General features: G+C 44.3%; 15 protein-coding genes. 7 read left to right on the forward strand and 8 right to left on the reverse strand.

What is annotated here, in order from left to right; genetic code table 11:
* Window position 1: 1 nt before the first annotated feature.
* The 4 genes from ACN0QW_RS04840 to ACN0QW_RS04855 all read right to left on the reverse strand — a co-directional run bounded on the left by ACN0QW_RS04840 (window position 2) and on the right by ACN0QW_RS04855 (window position 7,524).
* Window positions 2-1,933 carry a hypothetical protein gene (locus ACN0QW_RS04840; protein WP_417429240.1) on the reverse strand — a complete coding sequence of 644 codons (1,932 nt, stop codon included), beginning with the start codon at window positions 1,931-1,933 and terminating at the stop codon, window positions 2-4.
* Window positions 1,934-2,024: 91 nt separating this feature from the next.
* Complete coding sequence (locus ACN0QW_RS04845) at window positions 2,025-5,432, reverse strand: tectonin domain-containing protein (protein ID WP_417429242.1); 3,408 nt, start codon at window positions 5,430-5,432, stop codon at window positions 2,025-2,027.
* Between the two features lie 222 nt (window positions 5,433-5,654).
* Window positions 5,655-6,650, reverse strand: coding sequence for a helix-turn-helix domain-containing protein (locus tag ACN0QW_RS04850; RefSeq protein ID WP_417429244.1), 996 nt, complete (start codon window positions 6,648-6,650; stop codon window positions 5,655-5,657).
* Between the two features lie 172 nt (window positions 6,651-6,822).
* Window positions 6,823-7,524: an FMN-dependent NADH-azoreductase gene (locus ACN0QW_RS04855; protein WP_417429246.1), complete on the reverse strand. Its 702-nt coding sequence runs from the start codon at window positions 7,522-7,524 to the stop codon at window positions 6,823-6,825.
* 121 nt (window positions 7,525-7,645) lie between these two features.
* Here ACN0QW_RS04855 and ACN0QW_RS04860 point away from each other — a divergent pair, with 121 nt between their 5' ends.
* Window positions 7,646-8,518, forward strand: a complete 873-nt coding sequence (locus ACN0QW_RS04860) for a LysR substrate-binding domain-containing protein (protein ID WP_417429248.1) — start codon at window positions 7,646-7,648, stop codon at window positions 8,516-8,518.
* A 175-nt stretch (window positions 8,519-8,693) separates the two neighbouring features.
* Window positions 8,694-10,124, forward strand: a complete 1,431-nt coding sequence (locus ACN0QW_RS04865) for a DUF502 domain-containing protein (RefSeq protein ID WP_417429250.1) — start codon at window positions 8,694-8,696, stop codon at window positions 10,122-10,124.
* 10 nt (window positions 10,125-10,134) lie between these two features.
* Here the strand turns inward: ACN0QW_RS04865 and recG are convergent, their stop codons facing one another.
* Entirely contained in the window at window positions 10,135-12,216 is a 2,082-nt protein-coding gene (gene recG, locus ACN0QW_RS04870; RefSeq protein WP_417429252.1) for an ATP-dependent DNA helicase RecG, read from the reverse strand.
* 123 nt (window positions 12,217-12,339) lie between these two features.
* Between recG and ACN0QW_RS04875 the strand changes: the two genes are divergently transcribed.
* Entirely contained in the window at window positions 12,340-12,624 is a 285-nt protein-coding gene (locus ACN0QW_RS04875) for a succinate dehydrogenase assembly factor 2 (protein ID WP_417429254.1), read from the forward strand.
* A gap of 74 nt (window positions 12,625-12,698) precedes the next feature.
* A complete protein-coding gene (mfd, locus tag ACN0QW_RS04880) occupies window positions 12,699-16,181 on the forward strand; it encodes a transcription-repair coupling factor (RefSeq protein ID WP_417429256.1) in 3,483 nt (1,160 codons plus the stop codon).
* A 58-nt stretch (window positions 16,182-16,239) separates the two neighbouring features.
* Here the strand turns inward: mfd and ACN0QW_RS04885 are convergent, their stop codons facing one another.
* Complete coding sequence (locus ACN0QW_RS04885) at window positions 16,240-17,499, reverse strand: hypothetical protein (protein ID WP_417429258.1); 1,260 nt, start codon at window positions 17,497-17,499, stop codon at window positions 16,240-16,242.
* Window positions 17,500-17,569: 70 nt separating this feature from the next.
* Window positions 17,570-18,292, reverse strand: coding sequence for a metallophosphoesterase family protein (locus ACN0QW_RS04890; protein WP_417429260.1), 723 nt, complete (start codon window positions 18,290-18,292; stop codon window positions 17,570-17,572).
* Window positions 18,293-18,543: 251 nt separating this feature from the next.
* Between ACN0QW_RS04890 and dctP the strand changes: the two genes are divergently transcribed.
* The 3 genes from dctP to ACN0QW_RS04905 all read left to right on the forward strand — a co-directional run bounded on the left by dctP (window position 18,544) and on the right by ACN0QW_RS04905 (window position 21,438).
* Window positions 18,544-19,533, forward strand: coding sequence for a TRAP transporter substrate-binding protein DctP (gene dctP, locus ACN0QW_RS04895; protein WP_417429262.1), 990 nt, complete (start codon window positions 18,544-18,546; stop codon window positions 19,531-19,533).
* Window positions 19,534-19,629: 96 nt separating this feature from the next.
* Window positions 19,630-20,151: a TRAP transporter small permease gene (locus tag ACN0QW_RS04900; RefSeq protein WP_417429264.1), complete on the forward strand. Its 522-nt coding sequence runs from the start codon at window positions 19,630-19,632 to the stop codon at window positions 20,149-20,151.
* Between the two features lie 9 nt (window positions 20,152-20,160).
* Window positions 20,161-21,438 carry a TRAP transporter large permease gene (locus ACN0QW_RS04905; RefSeq protein ID WP_417429266.1) on the forward strand — a complete coding sequence of 426 codons (1,278 nt, stop codon included), beginning with the start codon at window positions 20,161-20,163 and terminating at the stop codon, window positions 21,436-21,438.
* Window positions 21,439-21,447: 9 nt separating this feature from the next.
* Here the strand turns inward: ACN0QW_RS04905 and ACN0QW_RS04910 are convergent, their stop codons facing one another.
* On the reverse strand, window positions 21,448-22,098 hold the full coding sequence (locus ACN0QW_RS04910) for a DsbA family oxidoreductase (RefSeq protein WP_417429268.1): 651 nt from the start codon (window positions 22,096-22,098) through the stop codon (window positions 21,448-21,450).
* Window positions 22,099-22,166 lie beyond the last annotated feature (68 nt).

Genomic DNA, 22,166 nt, shown 5'->3' on the forward strand with positions numbered 1-22,166 from the left:
ATTATTGCTTTAATATTCTTTTTTGCAGCATTGATATATTCTGCTGTACTGTTCCGTCTTTTTGCCAAGATAGAACTTCCACATCACCAGTTCTAAATTCTTCAAAGAAAATCTGTCCCTGTAAGCTTTCAATAACGTCATTAAAGGCTGGGCGAGGAGAGAACCAGTTTTTATGCCGTTGTTCTAACCGTTCTATCTCTTGCTCGTGAGGCGTAAGACTTTCAATGGTTTGTTCTCTGCGATCATGTGCTTGGCGCACATAGTGGGGGCGACGCGGTGTAAGTAATATTAATACCGAGCGTTCAAATTCCCGTTCTGTTCGCTGTGAAAACACCATATTCAATACGGGGATATCCATCAAAATGGGAACACCGTCTGCTGATTTTGACGTTTCGCGTTCGCTTAATCCGCCCAGAATCAATGTTTCGTCAAACTTCATGGTAACGGTGGAATTCACGTTTGTTTTTGTTGTATCCAGACGGAACTCAAATACCACGGAATTAGAAGGATCGGTTAAGAAAGTTCTCTCAGCAACAACATGTAGGCGGATCATGTCATCTGGAAGAATTTCGGGCGTTATTGCTAGTTTTACGCCGACTTCTTTCTGAACAGATACGCTATCCCCATTCCCACCAGAAACCGCCGCGGCCAAAATTTCCGTGCCAGAGAAAAATTCAGATGTTTGCCCTGTTTGAGCAACCAAACTGGGTTTTGCCAACACTTTGTTGCTGGCATCCGCTGAATTGGCAATGTTAAGGGAGTAATTGACTGCGGGTATAGAAATTAGTCGGGTAATTGTCTGCGTTTTTTGGGCTAGCCCCGTACCTAAGGAATCTTTGATTAAAGTCGATCCGAAACTAAACCCAGGTTGCCCCGTTAAACTGTCTCCGAATTGTAATTGCAGACCGTTTAAGAGGTTGACGCCTCTCGTGTCACGAACATCTTCTTGTGTACCGATCAAAACAACATCAACGACAACCATGGAAGGGTCATTGAACTGGTTGCTATCTCCGAAAGAAGAGCTTTCAGAACCCTGACCATAGGGTTGAGATCCAGATTGAGAGCTTCCATAGGGGTTACTTTGGCTATATGCGCCGCTATTAGATGATCCATTGCCGTACGGAGAGGTGCTATTCGATGTACTGTATGGATTGCTGCTATATTGCGCCTTTAAGATCTTGGCATCTGTGTTATAAAAATGGTTCCACCCCTTGATTCGTCGCTCAAGCGAAGAAATGTCGGTCTGGTCTTCAGCTCGTTCGCGAAAATAGTCTGCAAATTCTTTTGCTTTTCTTGTATCATTCATCGCCGAAAGGCTGAGGCTCATGGCTTTTAGAACATGAGGTTCTTCTAACTTTTGAGGATCTATTTCCACCAACTGATTGAGGGCTGCTTCTGCTGTACGGGGGTCGCGGGCATAATAAGATGCAGTTGCCAAATTATATAAAACAAAGGGGTCATCAGCATGGTGTTGAGCAACAGCGGCAAAATTTTTCTGAGCAAGTGTATAGCGCCGTTGATCCATATAGAGATGCCCTAATTGATATTGAGCGGCTAAATTACCTGGCTCAAACCTAAGGGCCTGCTTATAACCTTGCTCTGCAAGGTCCAATTTTGTCGCATCTCCTGCCTTAGACATTAAATGATATGCAAATCCATTAAGTAATTGCAGATCCGCGTTCGTAATATCCATTTTCAATGCCAAATTAATCAGCCGCGATGCTTCCTTTAGCTTATTTTCACGCATCTTCTCAATGCCGGCTTTGACTAATTCCTGAACGGCACTTGTTTGATATGTTGTCGCAACCTCAAACTTTTCTGGCATATTGTTTTCAGTGACGTTCTTAGAAGCATCTCCTATCGTTTGGCACCCACTTAGAAGAAAAAAACCTGCTACAAAAACAGCCTTCTGCTTCACAGAATTAATTGACATCTTGGACCTACTCTATTGGTGTTTTGGGAAAGTAAAAGGTACCGTCGAAAGCGCGATAGCGTCTTCCGACGGTTAACGTGGGTGAGGGAGGTTAGCGATAAACCGCCATTGTGCCATTAGGCCTAACGATCCAGATCTCATCGTTTAAACCGATCGACAAAGAAATTGCTTTTTGCGCATCAACTTTTTGCCAATCTTTACCATCGAGCCGGTAAATTGTATTACTACCACCTATGTGCCAAACGGAGCCATTTGAACCAACAGCGACCTCATCTGCGGCACCGGGAACGCGTGCCCATTTTTGATCAGCAAATCGATAAATTTCTCTATTTAGTCCGACCGCCCAAGTGGCGCCGTCTTTACCTGCGGAAACTCGTGATAGGCGGCCAGGCATCTTAACCCACCCACCTGTACCCATTTGATATATGGTTGAGTTACCACCAACATGCCATTTGACGTCCTGACTATCGACAGCAATGTTACTTGCCCATCCCGGCACTTGCCTTTTCTTCCCGTTAGACCAGACATCCCACATATTTCCGTTTGCATCCAAAGCAAAGGCTTGGCCAGCAAGACGTTTTGCTCTGATTTCAGCGATGGAAGTCAAACCGGTGTTCAACCAGCCCGATTGTCCAGACAATCTGACATACAAATTGCCCTTACCGCCGATATGCCAAACATCTCCGCTGGAACTCGTACTAATTTGAGAAGCCTGCCCCGCAACATCAGTCCATTTTGCTGGTCCCTTAAAGGCATCAGATACGACGGTTGTTTTCGTAACTTTACTTTGGTCTATCAGTATCTGGGTAAAGCTAATTCCATCGCTTTGGGTGACAGTTGTTGTGCTGTCCTTGAACATACCTTTCTCAGCCATGGGGGATTTCGTATCCTGATCATGTTGGAAAAGGATAATTGCATTGTCCGGACGTATTGCCCATAGACTGGCGACAGAACCCGAGCCAAGTCTGTCAATACTACCGCCTTTCAAGGGCTCCCAACGATTATTGTGGATCAATCGGTAGGCTTCGCTATTCATTCCTGTAATCCAAACAGCGCCGTTAACGCCCAACGCGACGTCTTTTGCTTTTTTATTTGCGTTGGTCCATTTTCCAGAGAAATGATAGTGGAGGTTATTATTTGTATCAATTATCCAAGCGATATCGCCTGGACCGGCAGCTATCTTTGTGGCTTTGGGCCCGTTTACTCGGCGCCAGTTACCATTCTGATTTTCGGTATAAATTGAATTATTACCGCCAACATGCCATTTGACCCCTTCTGAATTCACGGCGATGTCAGCTGCCCAGCCAGAGATCTTGCGATGTTTACCAGCATTAAGAATGCTCATCGCCCCGTCTTTATCTAGAATAAATGCAGTTTTTGCTGTCGCCATTGCGGCAACTTTCATTGCATTAGAGATTTTGGTTTTTTGCCATTTTTTGTCGGATTTTATGTTTGCGGTATAAACGTCACCGTTTTTAGACACATGCCAAACATCGCCAGCAAGACCACTTGAAATTTGTGCTGCACTTCCGGCCACATTGTACCATGTCCAGTCTTTAGTCTGGAATACTAACGGGTCAGATACTAGCTCGTGCTTTGCAAGGTTTTCATTAGAGGCTTTTTTGATCTGAGCCAGTAACGATGATTTTGGTTTCGCGTTTCCTGTTGCTGCCAGCGCCCAGTAACTAAAAATCTTGGGGGCGTCATCCTTATTCTGACTAATGGTTCGCAAGCTAGGTCTATAACTTTTCGCTTGGTGCAAATACCGTTCGAGTATTGGGCGGGCATCTGCCTTGTCAATGTTTTTGGTCAGCTCTGCTTCAAACACGAGAATAAAAAATTCAAATGCTATTTGAGGTCCTGAAATAGCCATCATTTTAGAGGCTAACTTACCCGCTGTTAAACCTGTCTTTCCAGCATTTGCTGCCGTTTTTGCAACATCATCCACGGCACCCGTGAAATTCTTGGCAACAGCTGCGGCCTCATCACCTTCACCAAGCGTCTTAACTGCAGCCTTTCCTAAGTCAGTCGTCTCGTCTGCAAATTCTTTCAAGAAGTCTTCTGACAGCTCTTCCGTTAAATCTTCCGTCCGGTTATTAAAAATTCTATAGATCATTTGGTCGGCTAACGAACCATCATCTGCTTTAATGAAGTTGCTCGAAAAGAGACCAATTGTCGGTGTTGCGGCAGCCATGTTAATTAGTGCGGACCTTGCAATCACTTGCCTGAAATCGGGTGGAACGGGCATTTGGTCAGAAAATAACATGAGCATATTGCTTCGCATATGTTTTGCATCTTCTTCCTGTCGCTTCTTTAATGCCGTTTTACGCGCCAAAAACCAGTTGTCATAGGCGGTAAGGGATTCTTGGGCCAAATAAGCTTTGTACCCAGAAATAAAACCTTCGAAAGATCGAATAAGGCGTCCTTCTGGACTATTTGCTGCAACCCTTTTTTTATTATCGAGAGAGATATCCAGAATATGTTTAAGCATTACATAGCGGAGTGCTAAGTTTTCCTCTGGATATTGCGCCATCTCTCGCCAAAGATCGTCGATTGCCTGTTGGCGATTGATCCCAATTGCCTTACCCAAATCAACGGCAACTTTTTCCAACTTAGTACGTTCTTTGATAAGAGCTATGGCAACTTCAGCGGCCCCATCAAGTAGAAAAACTCCTTTTTGGGGTAATTTGGGCATGTCCCACGCGATATTTGGTGCATTGCATGCCTGGTTGGAATCTACTGGGAAAAGACTTCTTTCGTGATTACTGGGGCATTGCCAGCAGCTACCTATGACAGTTCCTTTAGTTTTTTTGGGATCCCAAAAGGCATCGTCGCCATAAACTTTACATCCTGCTTTTTTGATCTTTTTTGCTGGTTTGGCCTCAAATAACGGACGACCACATGCTTTCTTTCCGTTTACAGGGAAAACGGTCCGCTTGTAATCTTTCGGGCAAGTCCAGCAAGACCCGCCATCTATTAAATCATAAAAAGCATCATCAGATCCACAAGTGGCTGACGTGAAGTTTGCTGGTAACCATTTTAGACCATCAAGAAGACTTCCGGTTTCGCAGGCTTTGTCTTCATGAACCGGGAATACTGTACGGCGATACCCACTAGGACATGACCAGCAACCGCCGCCATTATGAAGATCGAAAAAACTACCTTTGGGGCAAAAACTCGCCTTTGAGAGCTTCGAAGCACGTTTTACATCAGAAAAGATGTCTTTATTGGTGACGCGATGGCAGGCTGTTTTGGTCGCGATTGAATCCGCGGAACGAACAAAACCTGATGGACACACCCAACATGCTTCCAGATCATAAATTTGACCAGCCGGACAACTGACAACTGGCGCGCCCATAAGTTTTCCAGGCTGATTTTCGCAAGCTTTTTGAAGTTTTCCGTTTGGTTCTATCCCCCCACAAACGGGCTTTGCACTACTTGGTGAAATATTCACAAGTAGTGCAATCAAAGTACCTAAAACAATAAAAAAGCAACGCATAAACCATACCCTTGTTTTGTCTAAGTCGCAGTTTTCTTCATTCGAAAATATAACTGTCTGCGAACAATATTCTCTTTAGGGTATTTGATTAGTATAGCTACATATATTCTTGTTTTGTATGCACAAGAGGTTGAATCGTATGCGCAAGAGATCGGTATGTTGGGGGTTCACTATCTCCTTAATCATTATCTCTTTAAATAGCGGGTACTAACACTGAAAACTTTAGGAAACTTTAGTCAATTTTCGTGCTTTTTTTGCAAAATTGGCAGGCGTAATATTAAATTGCCTGGTAAAGGCCTTAGAGAAATTGGTGCTGTGATTATATCCCACCGTCCAAGCAATTTCCTTCATAGCCATGTTTGTCTGCTCAATAAGATTTTTTGCTTTATTCAATCGTATAGATCTTAAATACTCAAAAACTGTGTCACCGTACAATGATTTGAAAATTAGATTTAGCTTCTTTTCTGTGATGGAAAGTTCTTGCGCCAGATCTGCGAGACAGGGTGGGTCCTGCATATCTGCCATCAATAGTTCCAACGCCGCTTCTGCTTTTTGTTTACATGCTTGTGTAAGGCTGAATGTTTCTGGATTTGCTGCTTTGTGTAGTTTTTCTTCAACCAAAGCCATACAAAGAAGTGCCGTACCTTCCCAGCGAATTTGTTTTAAGGAACCCTGTGCTTCTACCTGAAGGTTACGATCTAAGGTTTCTCTCATGAAGTTATCGATTTGAAAGGGTACGGGAAGTGATCCAATTTCTTTTGGCTGTAACATTGGTTTGATCGTATCTGGTATCTGGTTGTCCAAATATCGCTTAAATACGTCAAGTGAGACGCAGAACCCTAAGCTCCGTACTGTTTGGTGCCCGGGTAAAGTGAACGTGACTTCTTCGCCAATATAGCGAAACATAAATCCCTGGTTTGGTGTGAAATGACATTCTTCTCCTTCAGGGGTTATCATGGAATAAGCCCCTTCGAGTGGTAACATTACACAAACTTGCAGAATTTTCGACGCGCCTCGGGCTTTCAGGATCATTTCCTGTTCAAGGGCAAATTCTTGATAGTCGACGTTGCCGCCATTGCGTAAATTTACCCGTTCAAGTCGAGTAGAAGCAACATCTTCAGGCTGTTGATGACCTTCTGAAACAACTAAATTATCGGTTTGACCATCTGCGCGTTCAACAGAGAGGTGGTATTTGTTTATTGCGTCACTGTCGTTCATATTATTCTTAATTATTCCCCGATTGTTTTTTTTGGTCATATTATACTTATTTATAGCGGAAAAGAAACAATCTTCAGGTTTAATATATGATAATCGACATTATGAGCAATGGTATCTTAACTCTCTAAAATGCAATATAAAAATCTATTTCGGCCGCCCGCTTGTTGAGTGTTCATTTTGATGCTTTTCTTAAACTTGGTTTGATCTGGTATAATTGAGAAATCTTCGGGACCAACTTTAGGATCTTGTTGCGAGCATTTTCGATAGATTGTGTGTGACGATCGTCGCCGAACTCTTGATATTCAGATCTAATTTCATGAAAATTTTCAACACCAAGATATTTACTCATGACTTTCACGTGGGGGCCAAGATGATTAATATTTTCTCTTATACCGCCTATTTCAAAACCGAATTCACCAGTTGATGTAATTAACACCAGTGTTTTTCCCGACAAGATCGGTTCTAGGGGATAGTCTCCGCGCGTTAAATCAAATGTAAAGGTCTTGTGGATACGGATAACTTGATCGAACCAAGCTTTCAAAGCTGCTGGCATCCCGTAGTTGTACATCGGTGATGACATTAGAATGATGTCGGCGCTGTTCACTTCGTCAATTAAAGTATCAGATAATGTTAGCAACTCTTTTTGGGCGTTTGTCCGATTTTTCTCATCTGTAAAAACAGCAGCAATCCAATCTTGATTTATGAAGTCTGGTGGGGTCTGGCCCAAATCCCGATAAATTATTGTGTCGGCTTGCCTTTGTTTTTTCCATTCCTTGATAAATCCGGCAGCCAAGGTTTTAGAGATAGAATTGTAACTTACTTCAGAGTTGTCTGTTCTGCGAGCACTGCTATCCAGATGTAGAATTGTCGTCATGGTATTTCCTCATATCGCGTAGTAAATTTATCAATATGAAATTATATTGTTCATCTGTGCCCTTTTGACAAAAGGCTATTTCTTATTTGTAGATGAGAAAAACTTATGTATAAGGTGAGGGATGTTTTCTCATCTTCCCCCTTTGAACAGTATCCGGGTTTTTGATTCCGCTGCGCGTTTAAAGAGCTTTAAAGCTGCTGCATCTGAATTAAATGTGACGCCGACAGCTGTGTCGCACCAAATTCGAGGCTTGGAAAATTCTCTTGGCACTCTTTTGTTTGAAAGAAAAACGCGCGCAATAGAGCTGACAGAAGAAGGCGAGAAACTCGCCCAAGTAGCTTATCTAGCTTTACGACAGCTTTCGACGGTTGTGTCTGAATTAACGAATACACAAACAACATTAACAGTAAGTACTACGGCGTCGTTTGCGGCAATGTGGTTGGTGCCCCGGCTCGAGAAGTTTCATCAACTCAATCCACAAATTCAGGTCGTTGTTAAAACTGGTGAGCAGCTAGATGATTTTGACCGGGATAAGAGAATTGATCTTATAATTCGCTACGGTCGTGATGATGTTGAATCTCTTCATAAAATTAAACTTGTGACAGAGACTGTTGGGGCTTATGCCACGCCGCGGTACCTAGAAAACACGCCCAGAATAGAAGATGCTTGTTTGATCGAGACGAAATGGAAAAACCAGGATTTACCGTCTATTTCGTGGGATAGAGTTGTTGCCGGAAAAATTGATGTGATAAATCGAAGACATTTTGACCTTGAACACCATGTTATTCAGGCTGCGTTGGCTGATCAAGGGGTCGCACTGGTAAGCTCTTTGTTAGTAGAGACTGCAATTAAACAAGGCTGGTTAGTGGCGTTTCCAAATCAACCTAGAATAACTGGGTTAGCTTATTTTCTTATGATCCCAATTCATAATGCACACAATCATAAGGTGAGGCGATTTCAAGAATGGCTTGTAAATGAATTTGTTGTCATATGAACAGCATCATTCTGATGTAAGATGATTGTCTGTTGGTTATCTGATTACGTATCTGATGCGCCAGAGTTTTCTAATTTGCTTCTTGAAAATGTGGGCTTTAAAAGCAATGTTTAGATACAAAGCACAGGCAGCCTGTCATGGTGTTTTGAATAGTTGTTAAATGGAACCTGAATATATGAAAGATAAAGGCGTTAAAGCCACTCACAAGTCGAAGCAATCCTTCGCGCAACGACTTAGTAACTATCTTCTTGCCGGGGTCTTGATAACTGCGCCTGTCACCATAACACTATGGCTTGCATGGAGAGCCATCACCTTTGTTGATAATCAGGTCACGCCGCTTATCCCCTTAAAATGGAACCCGGAAAACTACCTTCCTTTTGGTGTTCCTGGTTTGGGGCTGCTGGTTATTATTGTCGGATTGACTCTCATCGGTTTTTTGACCGCAGGCTATATTGGTCGGCTACTCAAACGTGCGAGTGAAGCAGTCGTTAAAAAACTTCCCGTGGTTCGCAGTGTTTACAGTTGGACTCAACAGGTTTTTGAAACCGTTCTTTCTCAAAACTCTACCGCTTTTAACGAGGTTGTGCTTGTTGAATATCCTCACCGAGGTTGCTGGGTTGTTGGCTTTATTACTGGGCGGACAAAGGGGGAAGTACAAAGCTTGACAGACGACACTGTCGTTAATGTTTTTGTACCAGCAACACCAAACCCAACCACAGGATTCTTACTTTTTATCCCCAAGCAGGATGTTCATCATTTGGATATGACGGTTGAAGAAGGAATTAAGCTTGTCATTTCGGGTGGGATACTTTCTCCCTCAGAAATCAAAAAACTTACACTAGAGGAAAAAGCTAATAAAGCATCTGAAGAAGCACATGCATACCAGAAACCAAGTGTTTTTACGAAGTTGAGAAACTATTTCTTTGGCGGCATGCTCGTTACGGCCCCGATAGGCCTTACGTTCTGGTTGGCTTGGGAAATCATTATTCTGATCGATAGCTGGGTGCGCCCGTATATACCGTTGAAGTGGAATCCGGAAAGCTATCTTCCCTTTGCGTTACCGGGGCTTGGTCTGTTTTTTATTTTTATAAGTTTGACGGTGATTGGTTTTCTTACCGCAGGGATTGTAGGGAAAACGTTGCTCCGAATAAGTGAGCGTTTGTTAGATCAAATGCCAGTTATTCGAACCGTCTACGGCGCAATTAAGCAAATTATTGAAACGATTTTTCAGGATCATTCCAATGCATTTCGCGAAGTTGTTTTGTTTCAATATCCGAGACCGGGGTCTTGGGCATTGGGGTTCTACACTGGGGATTCTAATCGTTTAATCAAAGATATCTCTGAAGACGAATCAATTAATATCTTCCTACCGACAACACCAAACCCAACGTCTGGTTTTTTACTTTTTGTTCCGCGTAAGGAAGCAAGAATGCTGACAATGTCGGTGGAAGAGGGCATTAAGATGGTTGTCTCTGGGGGAATAGTTACCCCTGAATATCATGCTCCGGAACAAGAGCAGGAAAAATTGACCGTAGAGACCGTTAATACTGATGTTACAGCGGGTCAAAACGGTGACGACGCGGAAACTCAAAAGGCTGCGTCGTAGGCCATAATTTTTAGCCCGACTTTAGATATTTAACTGCTGTATCTCTCTCGAAAAGATACAGCAGTGTGCGTAAAGCTTGCCCCCTAGGGGTTTGTAATGTTGGGTCTTTATCCATGATTAGTTTGGCATCATTACGCGCCGTTGCTAGTAATTCCCCATGACAGGCAAGATCAGCAACCTTGAATTCAGGTAACCCGCTTTGTCGCGTCCCCAAGACTTCACCCGCACCACGCAGGCGTAAATCTTCTTCGGCAATAACAAAACCATCATCACTGTCCCGCATGATTTTTAAACGGGCTTTGCTCGTTTCGCCTAAAGGTCCTTGGTACATCAGGATACAGGTGGATTTCTCGCTCCCACGTCCTATTCTCCCGCGAAGCTGATGGAGCTGTGCCAAGCCAAAGCGTTCGGCGTGCTCAATCACCATTATAGTTGCTTGCGGGACATCAACACCGACTTCAATCACTGTGGTTGCAATCAGCAGATCAACATTACCCTTAGAGAATTTTTCCATAACGGCATCTTTTTCAGCGCCTTTCATGCGGCCATGTACCAAGCCTACGCGGTCGCCAAATCGTTCGCTCAGTTCCCGGTATCTCTCTTCAGCTGCAGCAAGATCCGATTTGTCTGAATCCTCAACCAAGGGACAAACCCAATAAACTTTTGTACCCTGATCCAAAGATCGGGCGACCCCATTTATAACATCATCAATTCGTTCAACGGACACTGTCCTGGTGTCAACAGGTTGTCGTCCGGCTGGTTTTTCTGTCAGGCGAGATACAGCCATGTCGCCATAAGCCGTTAGCATGAGTGTTCGAGGAATTGGTGTCGCTGTCATAACCAGCATATCAACACCAGCACCTTTTCGGGCGAGGGATAAGCGTTGATGAACGCCAAATCTGTGCTGTTCATCAATCACAGCCAAAGCAAGATCCGAGAAATCTATTTCATCTTGAAAAATCGCGTGCGTACCAAGAACCATTTGCGTAGAGCCATCGGCGATACTTTCCAGAATAGCTTTGCGTGCTTTTCCTTTATCCCGACCGGTAAGGATTACGATAGAAATTCCCAATTTTTCAGCGAAGGGCTGTAAGGTTTTGTAGTGTTGGCGTGCCAAGATTTCTGTGGGAGCCATCAATGCAGCTTGTGAGCCACTTTCTATTGCTGCCAACATGGGAAAGAGCGCGACAGCTGTTTTGCCGCTTCCTACATCGCCCTGCACCAAACGGAGCATGCGATTGGTGCTTTCCATATCGGCAATAACTTCGCGAATAGATTGATCCTGTGAACCCGTCAGTTTGAAGGGTAGGATGTCCAGCATTCTTTCTCGGAGAGAGCCGTCGCCCTTAATTATACGCCCCTTTGCTGCTGTTTGCTGTTCCCGGACAAGGGAAATGGCAAGCTGGTTTGCCAAGAGCTCATCATAGGCCAATCGTTTTCGATAGGGAGAGAAAGCTGTCAGTTCATCTTCTGATTGGGGATGGTGAACCTTTTGAAGACAGCTATACCAATCGAGCCAGCTTTCTTGTTCTTTGAGAGAGCTATCAAGCCATTCGGGGATGGTCGGAACGAGAGCAAGGGACGCTTTAATCGCTTTTGAAAGTGGCTTGAGTGTTACACCTGCGCTGAGGGGGTAAACGGGTTCTACAGTTTTGACATCTTCCTCTTCGCTTATCGGAACCATATGGTCCGGGTGCGCCATTTGAAGGACATCACCAAAGCGTTCAAGCCGACCGCTTATGATACGTTCTTCCCCAACAGGAAGGAGCTTCATAAGATAATCATCGCGGGCATGAAAAAAGATCAACGTCATCTCGCCCGTTTGATCATGGCATATAACGCGATAGGGACTGCGACGGTTGGCAGAGGGGATGTGTCGAGATACAGTGATTTTCAGCGTTGCAACGCGATCAGAGATGGCGTCGGCGATGGTTGGGGAATACCGACGATCAACCAACCCCACTGGTAAATGCCAGCAAAGATCAAGGACACGTCCACCAGCCAGCTTTTCATAAAGCGTGCTTAATCTTGGTCCAACACCTTGAAGAGTTGAGACTGGGGTGAAAAGTGGAAAGAGAATCTCTGGACGCACGGGCTTTAACTTGCAGAAATTAAATCGGATGTTTATTAAATGTTCTAGTAATGTTTCCTATATCACAGCTTAATGTGCAAGCGAAACGAACAAGCGTATTAAATTGAATGACGGGTGAGATTTATGACGATGGCAGCCAACGCTGAATTAGACAAAAGGCGTAAACAGCTCAGATTCAGAAGCTGGCACCGTGGAACACAGGAAGCAGATCTCATTATTGGAACCTTTGCTGATCAAAACGTCGGTAATATGGATGCTACAGATTTGGACCTTTTTGAGCGGGTACTCGAAATTCCAGATCCTGTACTCTATGACTGGATTATTGGTAATTCGGCCCCAACGGAAAATATGCACAACAAAGTTCTTGATGCTTTGCTAAGCTTTAAATACACCCCGAATAAACGATAACTTTTTTGTTGAATTAAGTCTTATTGCCGATATTCAGGCTTTCAGAACGACGATTAATATAAAGAATTGCAACATTGAAAACACTTGCGACCCGACTTCAAGCCGCCGATCACTACCAAATCTCATCAGCTCCTGAAGGCTATGATGCGCAGCTCCTTGCCGAGCTTGTTGTCGAACTGGCACCGCAACCTGTTCTGCATATTGCGCTTGATGATAACCGTCTGGCTGTTCTTGCTGAGCTTGTTGGATTCTTCGCACCAGATATTGAGATTATTGAAATTCCCGCCTGGGATTGTTTGCCTTATGACCGGGTGAGCCCGCACAAGGATATTCTAGCCGCACGTATTAATGCCTTTGCGAAGTTACTGGCAACGCCAGTAACTAAATCGGGCCGTCTTGTTGTGACGACAATTTCTGCCGCACTTCAGAAGATCCCACCAAGAAAGCTATTCAAAAACAGAACTCTTGTGGCTAAATCCGGTGTGGAGATTAAAAACGAAGATTTGGTGAAATTCTTTTCCACCAATGGATATTTGCGTTCTGAAACGGTTAGCGAGGCAGGGGAATATGCAATTCGTGGTGGGATTGTTGATGTCTATCCTCCGGGTGAAGAACTTCCTCTGCGTCTGGATTTCTTTGGGGATGAGTTGGATACCTTGCGGTATTTTGATCCGCTTACACAAAGAACAACGGGTGATGCCGAGGGGCTGGAACTTAAGCCTGTTGGTGAAGCAATTCTTGATGAAAAAACAATAGAGTCTTTTCGAAAGGGATATCGCGAGACTTTCGGGGCTGTTGCGAAGGATGATCCCCTGTACGAAGCTATATCTGAAGGGCGGCAGTATCCTGGGATGGAACACTGGTTGCCGCTTTTTTATGGCGATCTGGAAACGTTGTTTGATTATCTTCCAACAGCTGTTGTGACACTGGATGGACAAGCGGCAGAAGCAAGAGATGCCCGGATTGAGTCCATCACCGATTTCTTCCAAGCCCGGCAAACGATGGAAAATACGGCGGAAGGTGGCTGGGTTTACAAGCCAGTTCCTATGCAGCGTCTGTTCCTGTCTGTTGAAGATTGGGATGCAATACTATCCAAAAGGCCTGTCACACAGTTTTCAGGTTTTACGCTGCCTGATCATCTTGAAAATCTGATTGAGGTCGAAGGCAAGCAGGGAAAGGATTTTTCCGAAGCTAGAAATCGTGAAGACGTTAATGTCTTTGACGAGGTCAGCGAATATATCCGCCTTCAACAGACGAACGGTAAAAAAATTATTGTCACCGGGTTCAGTGACGGATCTCGCGACCGACTGATTTCCATGTTCCATGAGCACAGTTTGACCAATACCGATGTTCTGAAAGATTGGAAAATCCACAAGAAAACCATGCGCAAGCAGGTCCAGTTCCTGACGCTGGGGCTGGAACGCGGTGTGGTAACTCCCAATGTCGCGTTTATTACTGAGCAGGATATTCTTGGTGAACGCCTTGCGCGCGCGCAAAAACGACGCCGTAAATCAGATAATTTCCTAAGAGAAGTGTCCTCGCTTCAGGATAAAGATTTTGTTGTCCATATGGAACATGGAATTGGACAGTATATTGGTCTGGAAACCGTTGATGTTGGGGGAGCACCCCATGATTGCCTCAAGGTCGTCTACAGTGGTGGAGACAAGCTTTTTGTCCCCGTAGAAAACATCGAAATCCTTTCACGCTACGGTTCTGAGGATTGTGGTGCAGAACTGGATCGTCTGGGCGGCGCGGCATGGCAGGCCAAAAAAGCGCGTGTTAAAGAGCGTATTCGGGAAATCGCACACCAGCTTATTGGCATTGCAGCAAATCGTCTTCTACGTAAAGCCGAAACAATTGATGTGCCAGATGGGTTGTATGACGAATTTGCGGCCCGTTTCCCTTATCCTGAGACCGAAGATCAACTTAATGCCATTGCGGATGTCTTCGAAGATTTGGGGTCTGGCCGCCCGATGGATCGTCTGATTTGCGGTGATGTGGGCTTTGGGAAAACCGAAGTTGCGCTTCGGGCAGCTTTTGTTGCCGTGATGAGTGGTAAGCAAGTTGCTGTTGTCGTGCCGACAACATTACTCGCCCGCCAGCACTACAATAACTTTGTCGAACGCTTCAAGGGATTGCCCGTTCGTATCGGACAGTTATCCCGCTTGGCAACGAGCAAAGAACAGACCGAGACCAAAAAAGGCCTTGCCGAAGGCACTGTTGAGATCGTGGTTGGCACACATGCCGTGTTCTCTAAAAATATGAAGTTCTCTGATCTTGGTTTGTTGATTGTTGATGAAGAACAACACTTTGGCGTCAAACAGAAAGAGCGTTTGAAAGAGCTGCGTACTGATGTGCATGTTCTAACACTCACAGCAACACCGATACCGCGGACACTACAGATGGCGATGTCGGGTGTTAAGGAAATGAGCCTGATTGCCACACCGCCCGTTGACCGCTTGGCGGTACGTACATTTGTTCTTCCCTTTGATCCGGTCATCGTACGAGAAGCTATTCTGAGGGAACATTACCGTGGCGGACAGACGTTCTATGTGTGCCCACGCCTATCAGATCTGAGAGAGCTTAAGGAACGCCTCGAAAAGCTTGTACCGGAAGTGAAGATTTGTGTTGCTCATGGCCAGTTGGCGGCAACTGATCTGGAAGACGTTATGACAGCTTTCTGTGATCACCAATACGATGTCTTGCTATCGACGAGTATTATTGAGTCCGGTTTGGATATTCCGAGCGCCAACACGATGCTAGTTCACCGTGCAGATATGTTTGGCCTTGCACAGCTTTATCAAATCAGGGGGCGTATTGGACGGTCCAAAATCCGGGGTTATTGTTATTTAACCCTGCCTGTTGGCAAGTTGTTGAGCAAAACAGCCGAACGTCGTCTTGAGGTTATGCAGACGCTGGATAGCCTTGGTGCTGGATTTAATCTTGCCAGCCACGATATGGATATTCGCGGAGCTGGTAACCTTGTTGGCGATGAGCAGTCCGGCCATATCAAAGAAGTTGGTGTTGAGCTCTATCAACAGATGTTGGAAGAGGCCGTTGCAAACTTACGCAGTGATGAAGTGAATAACGAAGAGGACCATACATGGTCGCCACAGATCAATCTTGGTACGTCGGTGTTAATTCCAGATCGTTATGTTGCTGATTTGAATGTACGCTTGGGTCTTTACCGTCGTTTATCTTCCTTGACGGATCGGTCCGAAATTGATGGTTTTGCTGCTGAGCTTATTGACCGCTTTGGTGACCTGCCGGAAGAGGTGGAAAACCTGTTGCAAGTCATGTTGATCAAAGGGCTTTGCAAGCAAAGTGGTGTCGAGAAGGTTGATGCTGGCCCTAAAGGCGCAGTTGTTTCCTTTAGAAATGATACCTTTGAAAATCCATCCGCGCTTATCATGTTTATTCAAGAACAGGTGGGAACGGTTAAAATTCGCCCAGACCACAAGCTCGTTTACCGTCGCGCTTGGGATGACGCCGCAAGCCGCTTAAAAGGCGTCAAAATGATGATGGAAGAGTTGGTTAAGCTGGCTAAGTCAGAGTAAGTTACGCTTTCATACACATGGGCTGATATCAAAGCATAGTCTATCGTTGGGGATGTCATTACTTAACTCCTCTTGTTTCAGCCTGTTGAAACAAGGGGTGTTCAACAGCAGGGTATATCACATACGCAGCAACTTCGATCAGGAAGATTTCTTTTGTTTTTGGATCATATAAATAAAGACTTGGATGAAGTTTTTTGGTTGGGACGTATCCTGACTTAGGGGAAATAACCTCATTACTCCGTAAGTATCTAATTTCTAAGGGTGGAATAGCATTATCTAATAAATTTGGATTATCGGTAACTCTCTTACCATCAATGAACCTAGGACCTTGCTTCTGCATAACCAAGCGGTCCCAAATACCGCTTCTTTGAACTCTTAATGCTTTCCCCTCAGGGAAAAGGTGCTCAATACGATTTTCTGAGTTAGATTTTATACCATGTCCTATCTTTGGAAATCCACCCGCTAAAACAGAATAAAGCACCCCATTTGCACGGTATCCAGATGTTATTCCAGCATCATCATTAGGGCCTTTGGCGTCAAATAAATTAGACAGCAGGTGTCGCGGTTGCTGCCCCCCAAGTTCTGGGCGACGTTCAACCATTTGGGGATATGTATAACTATCCAACTCTGAATCAATAATAGGATTGTAGCCACGCCATTGGTTCTCTTTTAGCACTAAAGCGTAGTAGGATTTATACCGAACGCTTTTATAATCTTTCCAATCACCATCAGTATAAATATTGCCGCTAAACCACTGAAAATCATCTGGCTCAGCCATTTCCTTTTCAGCAACATCTTCATCAACCAGTTCAACGTGAAATTTCAGATCCGTTACTCTGGCTGTATTTGATTTGAATGAGTCTCTGTCAATATACAGTTCCAATGTTTGCATTGTCGCGGTATCTGGCGTCCAGCCAATACGTGGGACGTAATCAGGATGGAGCTGTTTTGCCTTTAGCTTTGTTAAACCATTTTCATCCTGATATTCTTCGCGATCACACTCATAGGGTGTCCACATCATTACAGCGGCGTCATCAGGCAAGTAACTCCCAAAAGCACGAGGATAGCTGACATACTGGCTAGAAACTCGCTTAAACATTTGAGAAAGGTCATTCCCTCCCATAGGAACTGTTTTACAGGTGATAATTCGCTCCATATGAACAGGGTAACTATCAACCTTCATATCCACAGTCATTCGTGCATAAAAAGTAGGTGCGTGATAAGGGCGTTGAGACCACGTTAGAATAAGATAAAAAATAACGGGAATTGAGAGCAGAAACCCAACTATGTAGAGAAGAACTTTAAGTACTTTATTCAAGATTTATGCCTTGGGTAAGGGGTTGGCTCCCAATGAGTCTCAATTTGTTTTACAGAAATAAATGATAATACTAGGTAAAAACCTGTGCCCAACCCGGATAGCCGTTTCGTTCTGCCTGTTCAGCAACTTTTGACCAATCATAGTCCAAAGCGATAAGTTCGACAGACCAACGTTGCTTAGTTTTTGTGGCAATGGCGTAGTGAGCAAGTGCAATACCATTCTCGGCTTCAAGGGGATTGTCCGTATCTGTGTATCTTGGGCAACCGACACTGCCGGGGTTTATGATTGTGCTATTATTCGGCCCCATTGCAACGTGTGCTAAATGGCTGTGCCCACAAAGATACAAGCTTGCCTGATGATCCTGACCGATACGTTTGTGCACATCTTCGCCACGAGCTAATGCCAAGCGCCCATCGACATTATCTTCGAGTAAGTATTTCGTATCGTTATCAGGCGTACCGTGAAAGGCGAAGATATCTTCATCGAGATGAAGGCGAGAGGGGAGATTGCCAAGTTTTTGCTTTTCAAAGCCGGACAGTTTTTCACAGGCGAAATTATAGCCGGGATTGATTTCTGAAGCATTGCGTTCCGCGAGCCACCGATCATGATTGCCACGTACGGTTGGTAAGTCTAATTCTTTAAGAAGGTCATAGGTTTCTTTGGGCCAAAAGGGGCCGGAAACGCAATCTCCCAGATTAAGGGTAAGGTCAGGCTTACGGCGTCTAATATCGCTAAGCACAGTTTCTAATGCCAGAAGGTTTCCATGGATATCTGATATAATCGCGATCTGCATTTGTCGAATAACCTCTTCTGTATGAGATTTATCAATATTGTGTTTGAAAAATAATAAAATAGTCGAGCATTACCAATTTAATAAAATCAATCCATAGAAGCCTCTGTTAGGTATTATTATTGCGTCTTATTTTCAAATCAATTGATTTAAGTTAATATCTCTATTATTGAATAAGCCTCATCAAAGGTTGCGGAACACCTAATCTAAGTCCGTAAAGATCAAAAAAATAATAAACACTTGGGATCAAACTTATGAAAAAAATTTTACCCGGCCTGATCGCAGGCGCTGTCTTCTCTTCTTTTGTTGGTGCTGCGCAGGCGGAAACGACGCTTCGACTAACGCTACAACTTCCATTGAAACATCCACTGGGCCAGAACATTTCCAGCTTTAAGGAAGAAGTTGAAAAAGAATCAAACGGCGAATTAAAAATCGAAGTTTTTCCTTCTGCGCAGTTATTCAAGGATAAAGAGGTTCCGCAAGCTGTTGCTTCAGGTGCTATTGAAATGGGCATTGCGTCATTAACACGCTTTGTGGGAACTGTTCCTGCCGTTGATGCGTTCTATGTACCGTTTTTGTTTGATAGCAGTGAAAAGGTACAGGCCGCGACGGCACCGGGGAGTTCTATTCGACAAATTCTTGATCCTGCAATTGAGAAAACGGGTGCGAAGCCATTGTGGTACCAAGCTTTTGGTGGGGCTATTGTTCTGACAAAAGGAGATAAGCCGATTGTCGTTCCTGCAGATGCAAAAGGAAAGAAGATCCGGTCTTTTGGAGCAACGATTTCAGATACAATCGAAGCTCTTGATGCTGCGCCAACTATTATGTCTGGTTCCAAACAATTCTTGGCATATCAGAACGGTACAGTTGATGCGGGTATGACCGGCATTACGGCGGCCCAATCCAGAAAGTTATATGAGGTGATGGATCACCTTACCCTTACAAACCACGCTGATATTGAATTCATTGTTGTTATTAACAATGACGTCTGGAACGGTTTGTCTGAAAAAGAACAGGCTATTATTACGAAAGCCGGTCAACGTGTTGAACAGGAACTGAGGGCTTCTATTGCAAACAAGGAAGCTGAAGCACGCAAATATCTTGCTGATAAAATCAATATTATTGAACTTACGGATGAACAGCGCGCTGAATGGAAAAAAGCAACGTCTTCTGTTGTAGATGCTTATGTTGAACGAGCCGGTGCAGAAGGTAAAGCTATTGTCGAGGCCGCAGGTAAGCTCTAAACCCTAGCGTGAATACGTTACTATCAAGAGAGGGATAATGTTGTTTATCCCTCTCTATAGTTTTTAAGTGTCTGGCAATAAATAGTCTTTGATATCATGAAATCCTTTAATCACTTTTCTAAAGCAATAGATAAGCTAACAAACGCAGCAGGTGTTGTTGCGGCGTGGCTTTTCTTCTTGATCGGTTTTTTTATCACTTATGAAGTTGTAATGAGAAAACTGGGCATGCCGACCAAATGGTCAGAAGAGTTTTCCCAGATTGCCCAAATCTGGTGTGTCTATTTGGGCATTGCCTTTGCACTGCAAAAAAGAAGCTTGATTATCGTTGATATTATTGGCGATAACGTGAGTACGTTATTACGTAAGGGCTTGGATCTTTTTGCAATCTCGTTGACGGCAATCTTTTGTATTGTTGCTACTGTGAATAGCTTTAAAGATATCGGTTATTCACTCAAAACCTCTGCCACAACAGATACTGTTCTGGCGATACCGATGTGGATTATTCAAATTTCGCTCCCTCTAGGATTAACATTCCTTTTTCTCCAATGCTTATCAGAGTTCTATAAAACCTGTACTGGAACTGAAGAAACTTTAAGCGAATTAGATCAAGCGCACTAGGGCCATATTATGGAAACCATTCTTATACTTCTTTCCCTTATTGGCCTGTTACTATTGCGCGTTCCCGTTGCAATTGCCATGGCTTCTCTCGGGGCTATTTTATTATGGCTCAAGGGCTTGCCGATGATTATGGTCAGCCAGTTTATGATCTCTGGTGTTGATAGCTTTGAGCTTCTGGCCGTTCCACTCTTTCTTTTGATGTCTCATATTCTGCTCGTGGGTGGGATTGGTTCTGATCTGTTTCGGGCTGTGCAGTCTTGGGTCGGGCATTGGCCCGGTGGATTGGCGATTGCGACGGTTCTGACCTGTGCACTGTTTGCAGCTATTTCTGGTTCTTCTGTTGCAACGGCTGCAACGGTTGGGACTGTTGTTATTGTGGAGATGACCAAGAGAGGATATCCCAAGTTCTTTGTCCTTGGCTTGGTTGCCGCTGGTGGCACGCTTGGTATCCTAATTCCCCCGTCAATTCCGATGATTATTTACGGGGTCATAACCGAAGCATCGATCCCAAATCTCTTTCTCGCTGGGATTGGCCCGGGTATTTTCCTTGCCGGGATGTTTATTCTCTATAGCTTTGGTTTTGCTCGGTTTAATAAAGACTATATTCGTTCAGAAAAAGCGAGCAGGGAAGAACGCATTTCTGCAAGTATCGCTGCGCTTCCGGTCGCTTTGATTGCGTTTGTTGTTGTTGGTGGCATCTATGGGGGGCTTTTTACCCCAAGTGAATCTGCGGGGGTCGGGTTCTTCTTGTCTCTAGCAATCGTTTTAGCAAAAAGAAAAAATACGCTCGAAGATATTCATACTGCAGCGATGGCCGCGATGAAAACAACGGTAACCGTTCTGCTTATTGTTGCTGCTGCTGCTTTGTTCGGGAAATCAATTACAATTTATCAAATTCCACAGGATGTCACGAGCTTTGTTGCAACTGCTTTTTCTGAACCATGGCTGTTTACTCTGATTATCTGTATCGTATTACTGGTCATGGGATTGTTCCTGGAATCGCTGAGCATGTTGCTCATTATGATGCCGGTCTTGTTTGAATCTCTGGCACCCATGGGCATTCATCCAATCTGGTTTGGTGTTCTCTTTGTTATTATGATCGAATGCGCCTTAATCACGCCACCAGTGGGAATGAATCTTTTTGTCGTACAAGCTGTTGGAAAAGCCAAACTGTCTGAAGTTATTCAGGGTGTTTGGCCTTTTGTCTTAATTATGCTTTGCACAGCTGTACTGCTTTGGTTCGTCCCTGGGTTGGCGATGTACATACCTTACGGTGCCAAATTTTAATGCGCCGGCTTAACTGTCTTCACTTAGTTGCTGGTGCCCGATATCCAGCATTTGTGCCAAGGTATCTGGACTTTGTGCACCAGGAAGAATGTGTTGGCGGTTAACAATGAAACAGGGAACGCCTGTAAGGCCAAGGTTACGCGCGTTTTGATCTGTGTATAAAACGTCTTCGTGGCCCTGAGCGCTGTCCAAATATTCGTCAGCTCCTTTTAAACCGACTTCTGTGGCTATTTTGATGAGAATGTCACGTCCACCAATGTTTTTTCCTTCAAGGAAATAACTTTCGAACAGGCGTTCCATTAATTCGTCCTGTTTCCCCTGTGTTGCGGCAAAAAGGGAAAGACGATGGGCCTCAACCGTGTTTGGGGTTTTCCGGATGTCATCAAACTTGAAATCGATGCCTTCGGATTTTCCTGCCGCAGCAATTTGGCTGTAAAATTGAGTTGCATTGGTCCGGCCACCGAATTTTGTATCCAGATAAGTTTGGCGGTCCATACCCTCTGATGGCATATCGGGATTTAGCTGGAATGATAACCAACGAATTTTTACGTTAAAATCCGGCCGTAGTTTTTTCGCCTTTTGAAATCTTTTATACCCAATGTAACACCAGGGGCAAATAGGGTCAGAATATACATCGATTTCAATAGGCGTCTTTGTCATGGTAATGCGGGCCTTATAGGTTGTAGCGTATTTAGAAAAGTCTCGGTCTGTTTCTGACTTTGTTGGCG

It is taken from the genome of Kiloniella sp. (assembly GCF_048259265.1).
Taxonomy (GTDB): Bacteria; Pseudomonadota; Alphaproteobacteria; order Kiloniellales; family Kiloniellaceae; genus Kiloniella.

Bases quoted from the DNA above. Each gene is read 5' to 3' on its own strand.
- ACN0QW_RS04855 (WP_417429246.1), bottom strand. From the start codon at position 7,524: ATGACGACAATTCTACATCTGGATAGCAGTGCTCGCAGAACAGACAAC.
- dctP (WP_417429262.1), top strand. From the start codon at position 18,544: ATGAAAAAAATTTTACCCGGCCTGATCGCAGGCGCTGTCTTCTCTTCT.
- ACN0QW_RS04875 (WP_417429254.1), top strand. From the start codon at position 12,340: ATGACGATGGCAGCCAACGCTGAATTAGACAAAAGGCGTAAACAGCTC.
- ACN0QW_RS04905 (WP_417429266.1), top strand. From the start codon at position 20,161: ATGGAAACCATTCTTATACTTCTTTCCCTTATTGGCCTGTTACTATTG.
- ACN0QW_RS04900 (WP_417429264.1), top strand. From the start codon at position 19,630: ATGAAATCCTTTAATCACTTTTCTAAAGCAATAGATAAGCTAACAAAC.
- ACN0QW_RS04865 (WP_417429250.1), top strand. From the start codon at position 8,694: ATGAAAGATAAAGGCGTTAAAGCCACTCACAAGTCGAAGCAATCCTTC.
- ACN0QW_RS04910 (WP_417429268.1), bottom strand. From the start codon at position 22,098: ATGACAAAGACGCCTATTGAAATCGATGTATATTCTGACCCTATTTGC.
- ACN0QW_RS04860 (WP_417429248.1), top strand. From the start codon at position 7,646: ATGTTTTCTCATCTTCCCCCTTTGAACAGTATCCGGGTTTTTGATTCC.
- ACN0QW_RS04840 (WP_417429240.1), bottom strand. From the start codon at position 1,933: ATGTCAATTAATTCTGTGAAGCAGAAGGCTGTTTTTGTAGCAGGTTTT.
- ACN0QW_RS04890 (WP_417429260.1), bottom strand. From the start codon at position 18,292: ATGCAGATCGCGATTATATCAGATATCCATGGAAACCTTCTGGCATTA.
- ACN0QW_RS04850 (WP_417429244.1), bottom strand. From the start codon at position 6,650: ATGAACGACAGTGACGCAATAAACAAATACCACCTCTCTGTTGAACGC.
- ACN0QW_RS04845 (WP_417429242.1), bottom strand. From the start codon at position 5,432: ATGCGTTGCTTTTTTATTGTTTTAGGTACTTTGATTGCACTACTTGTG.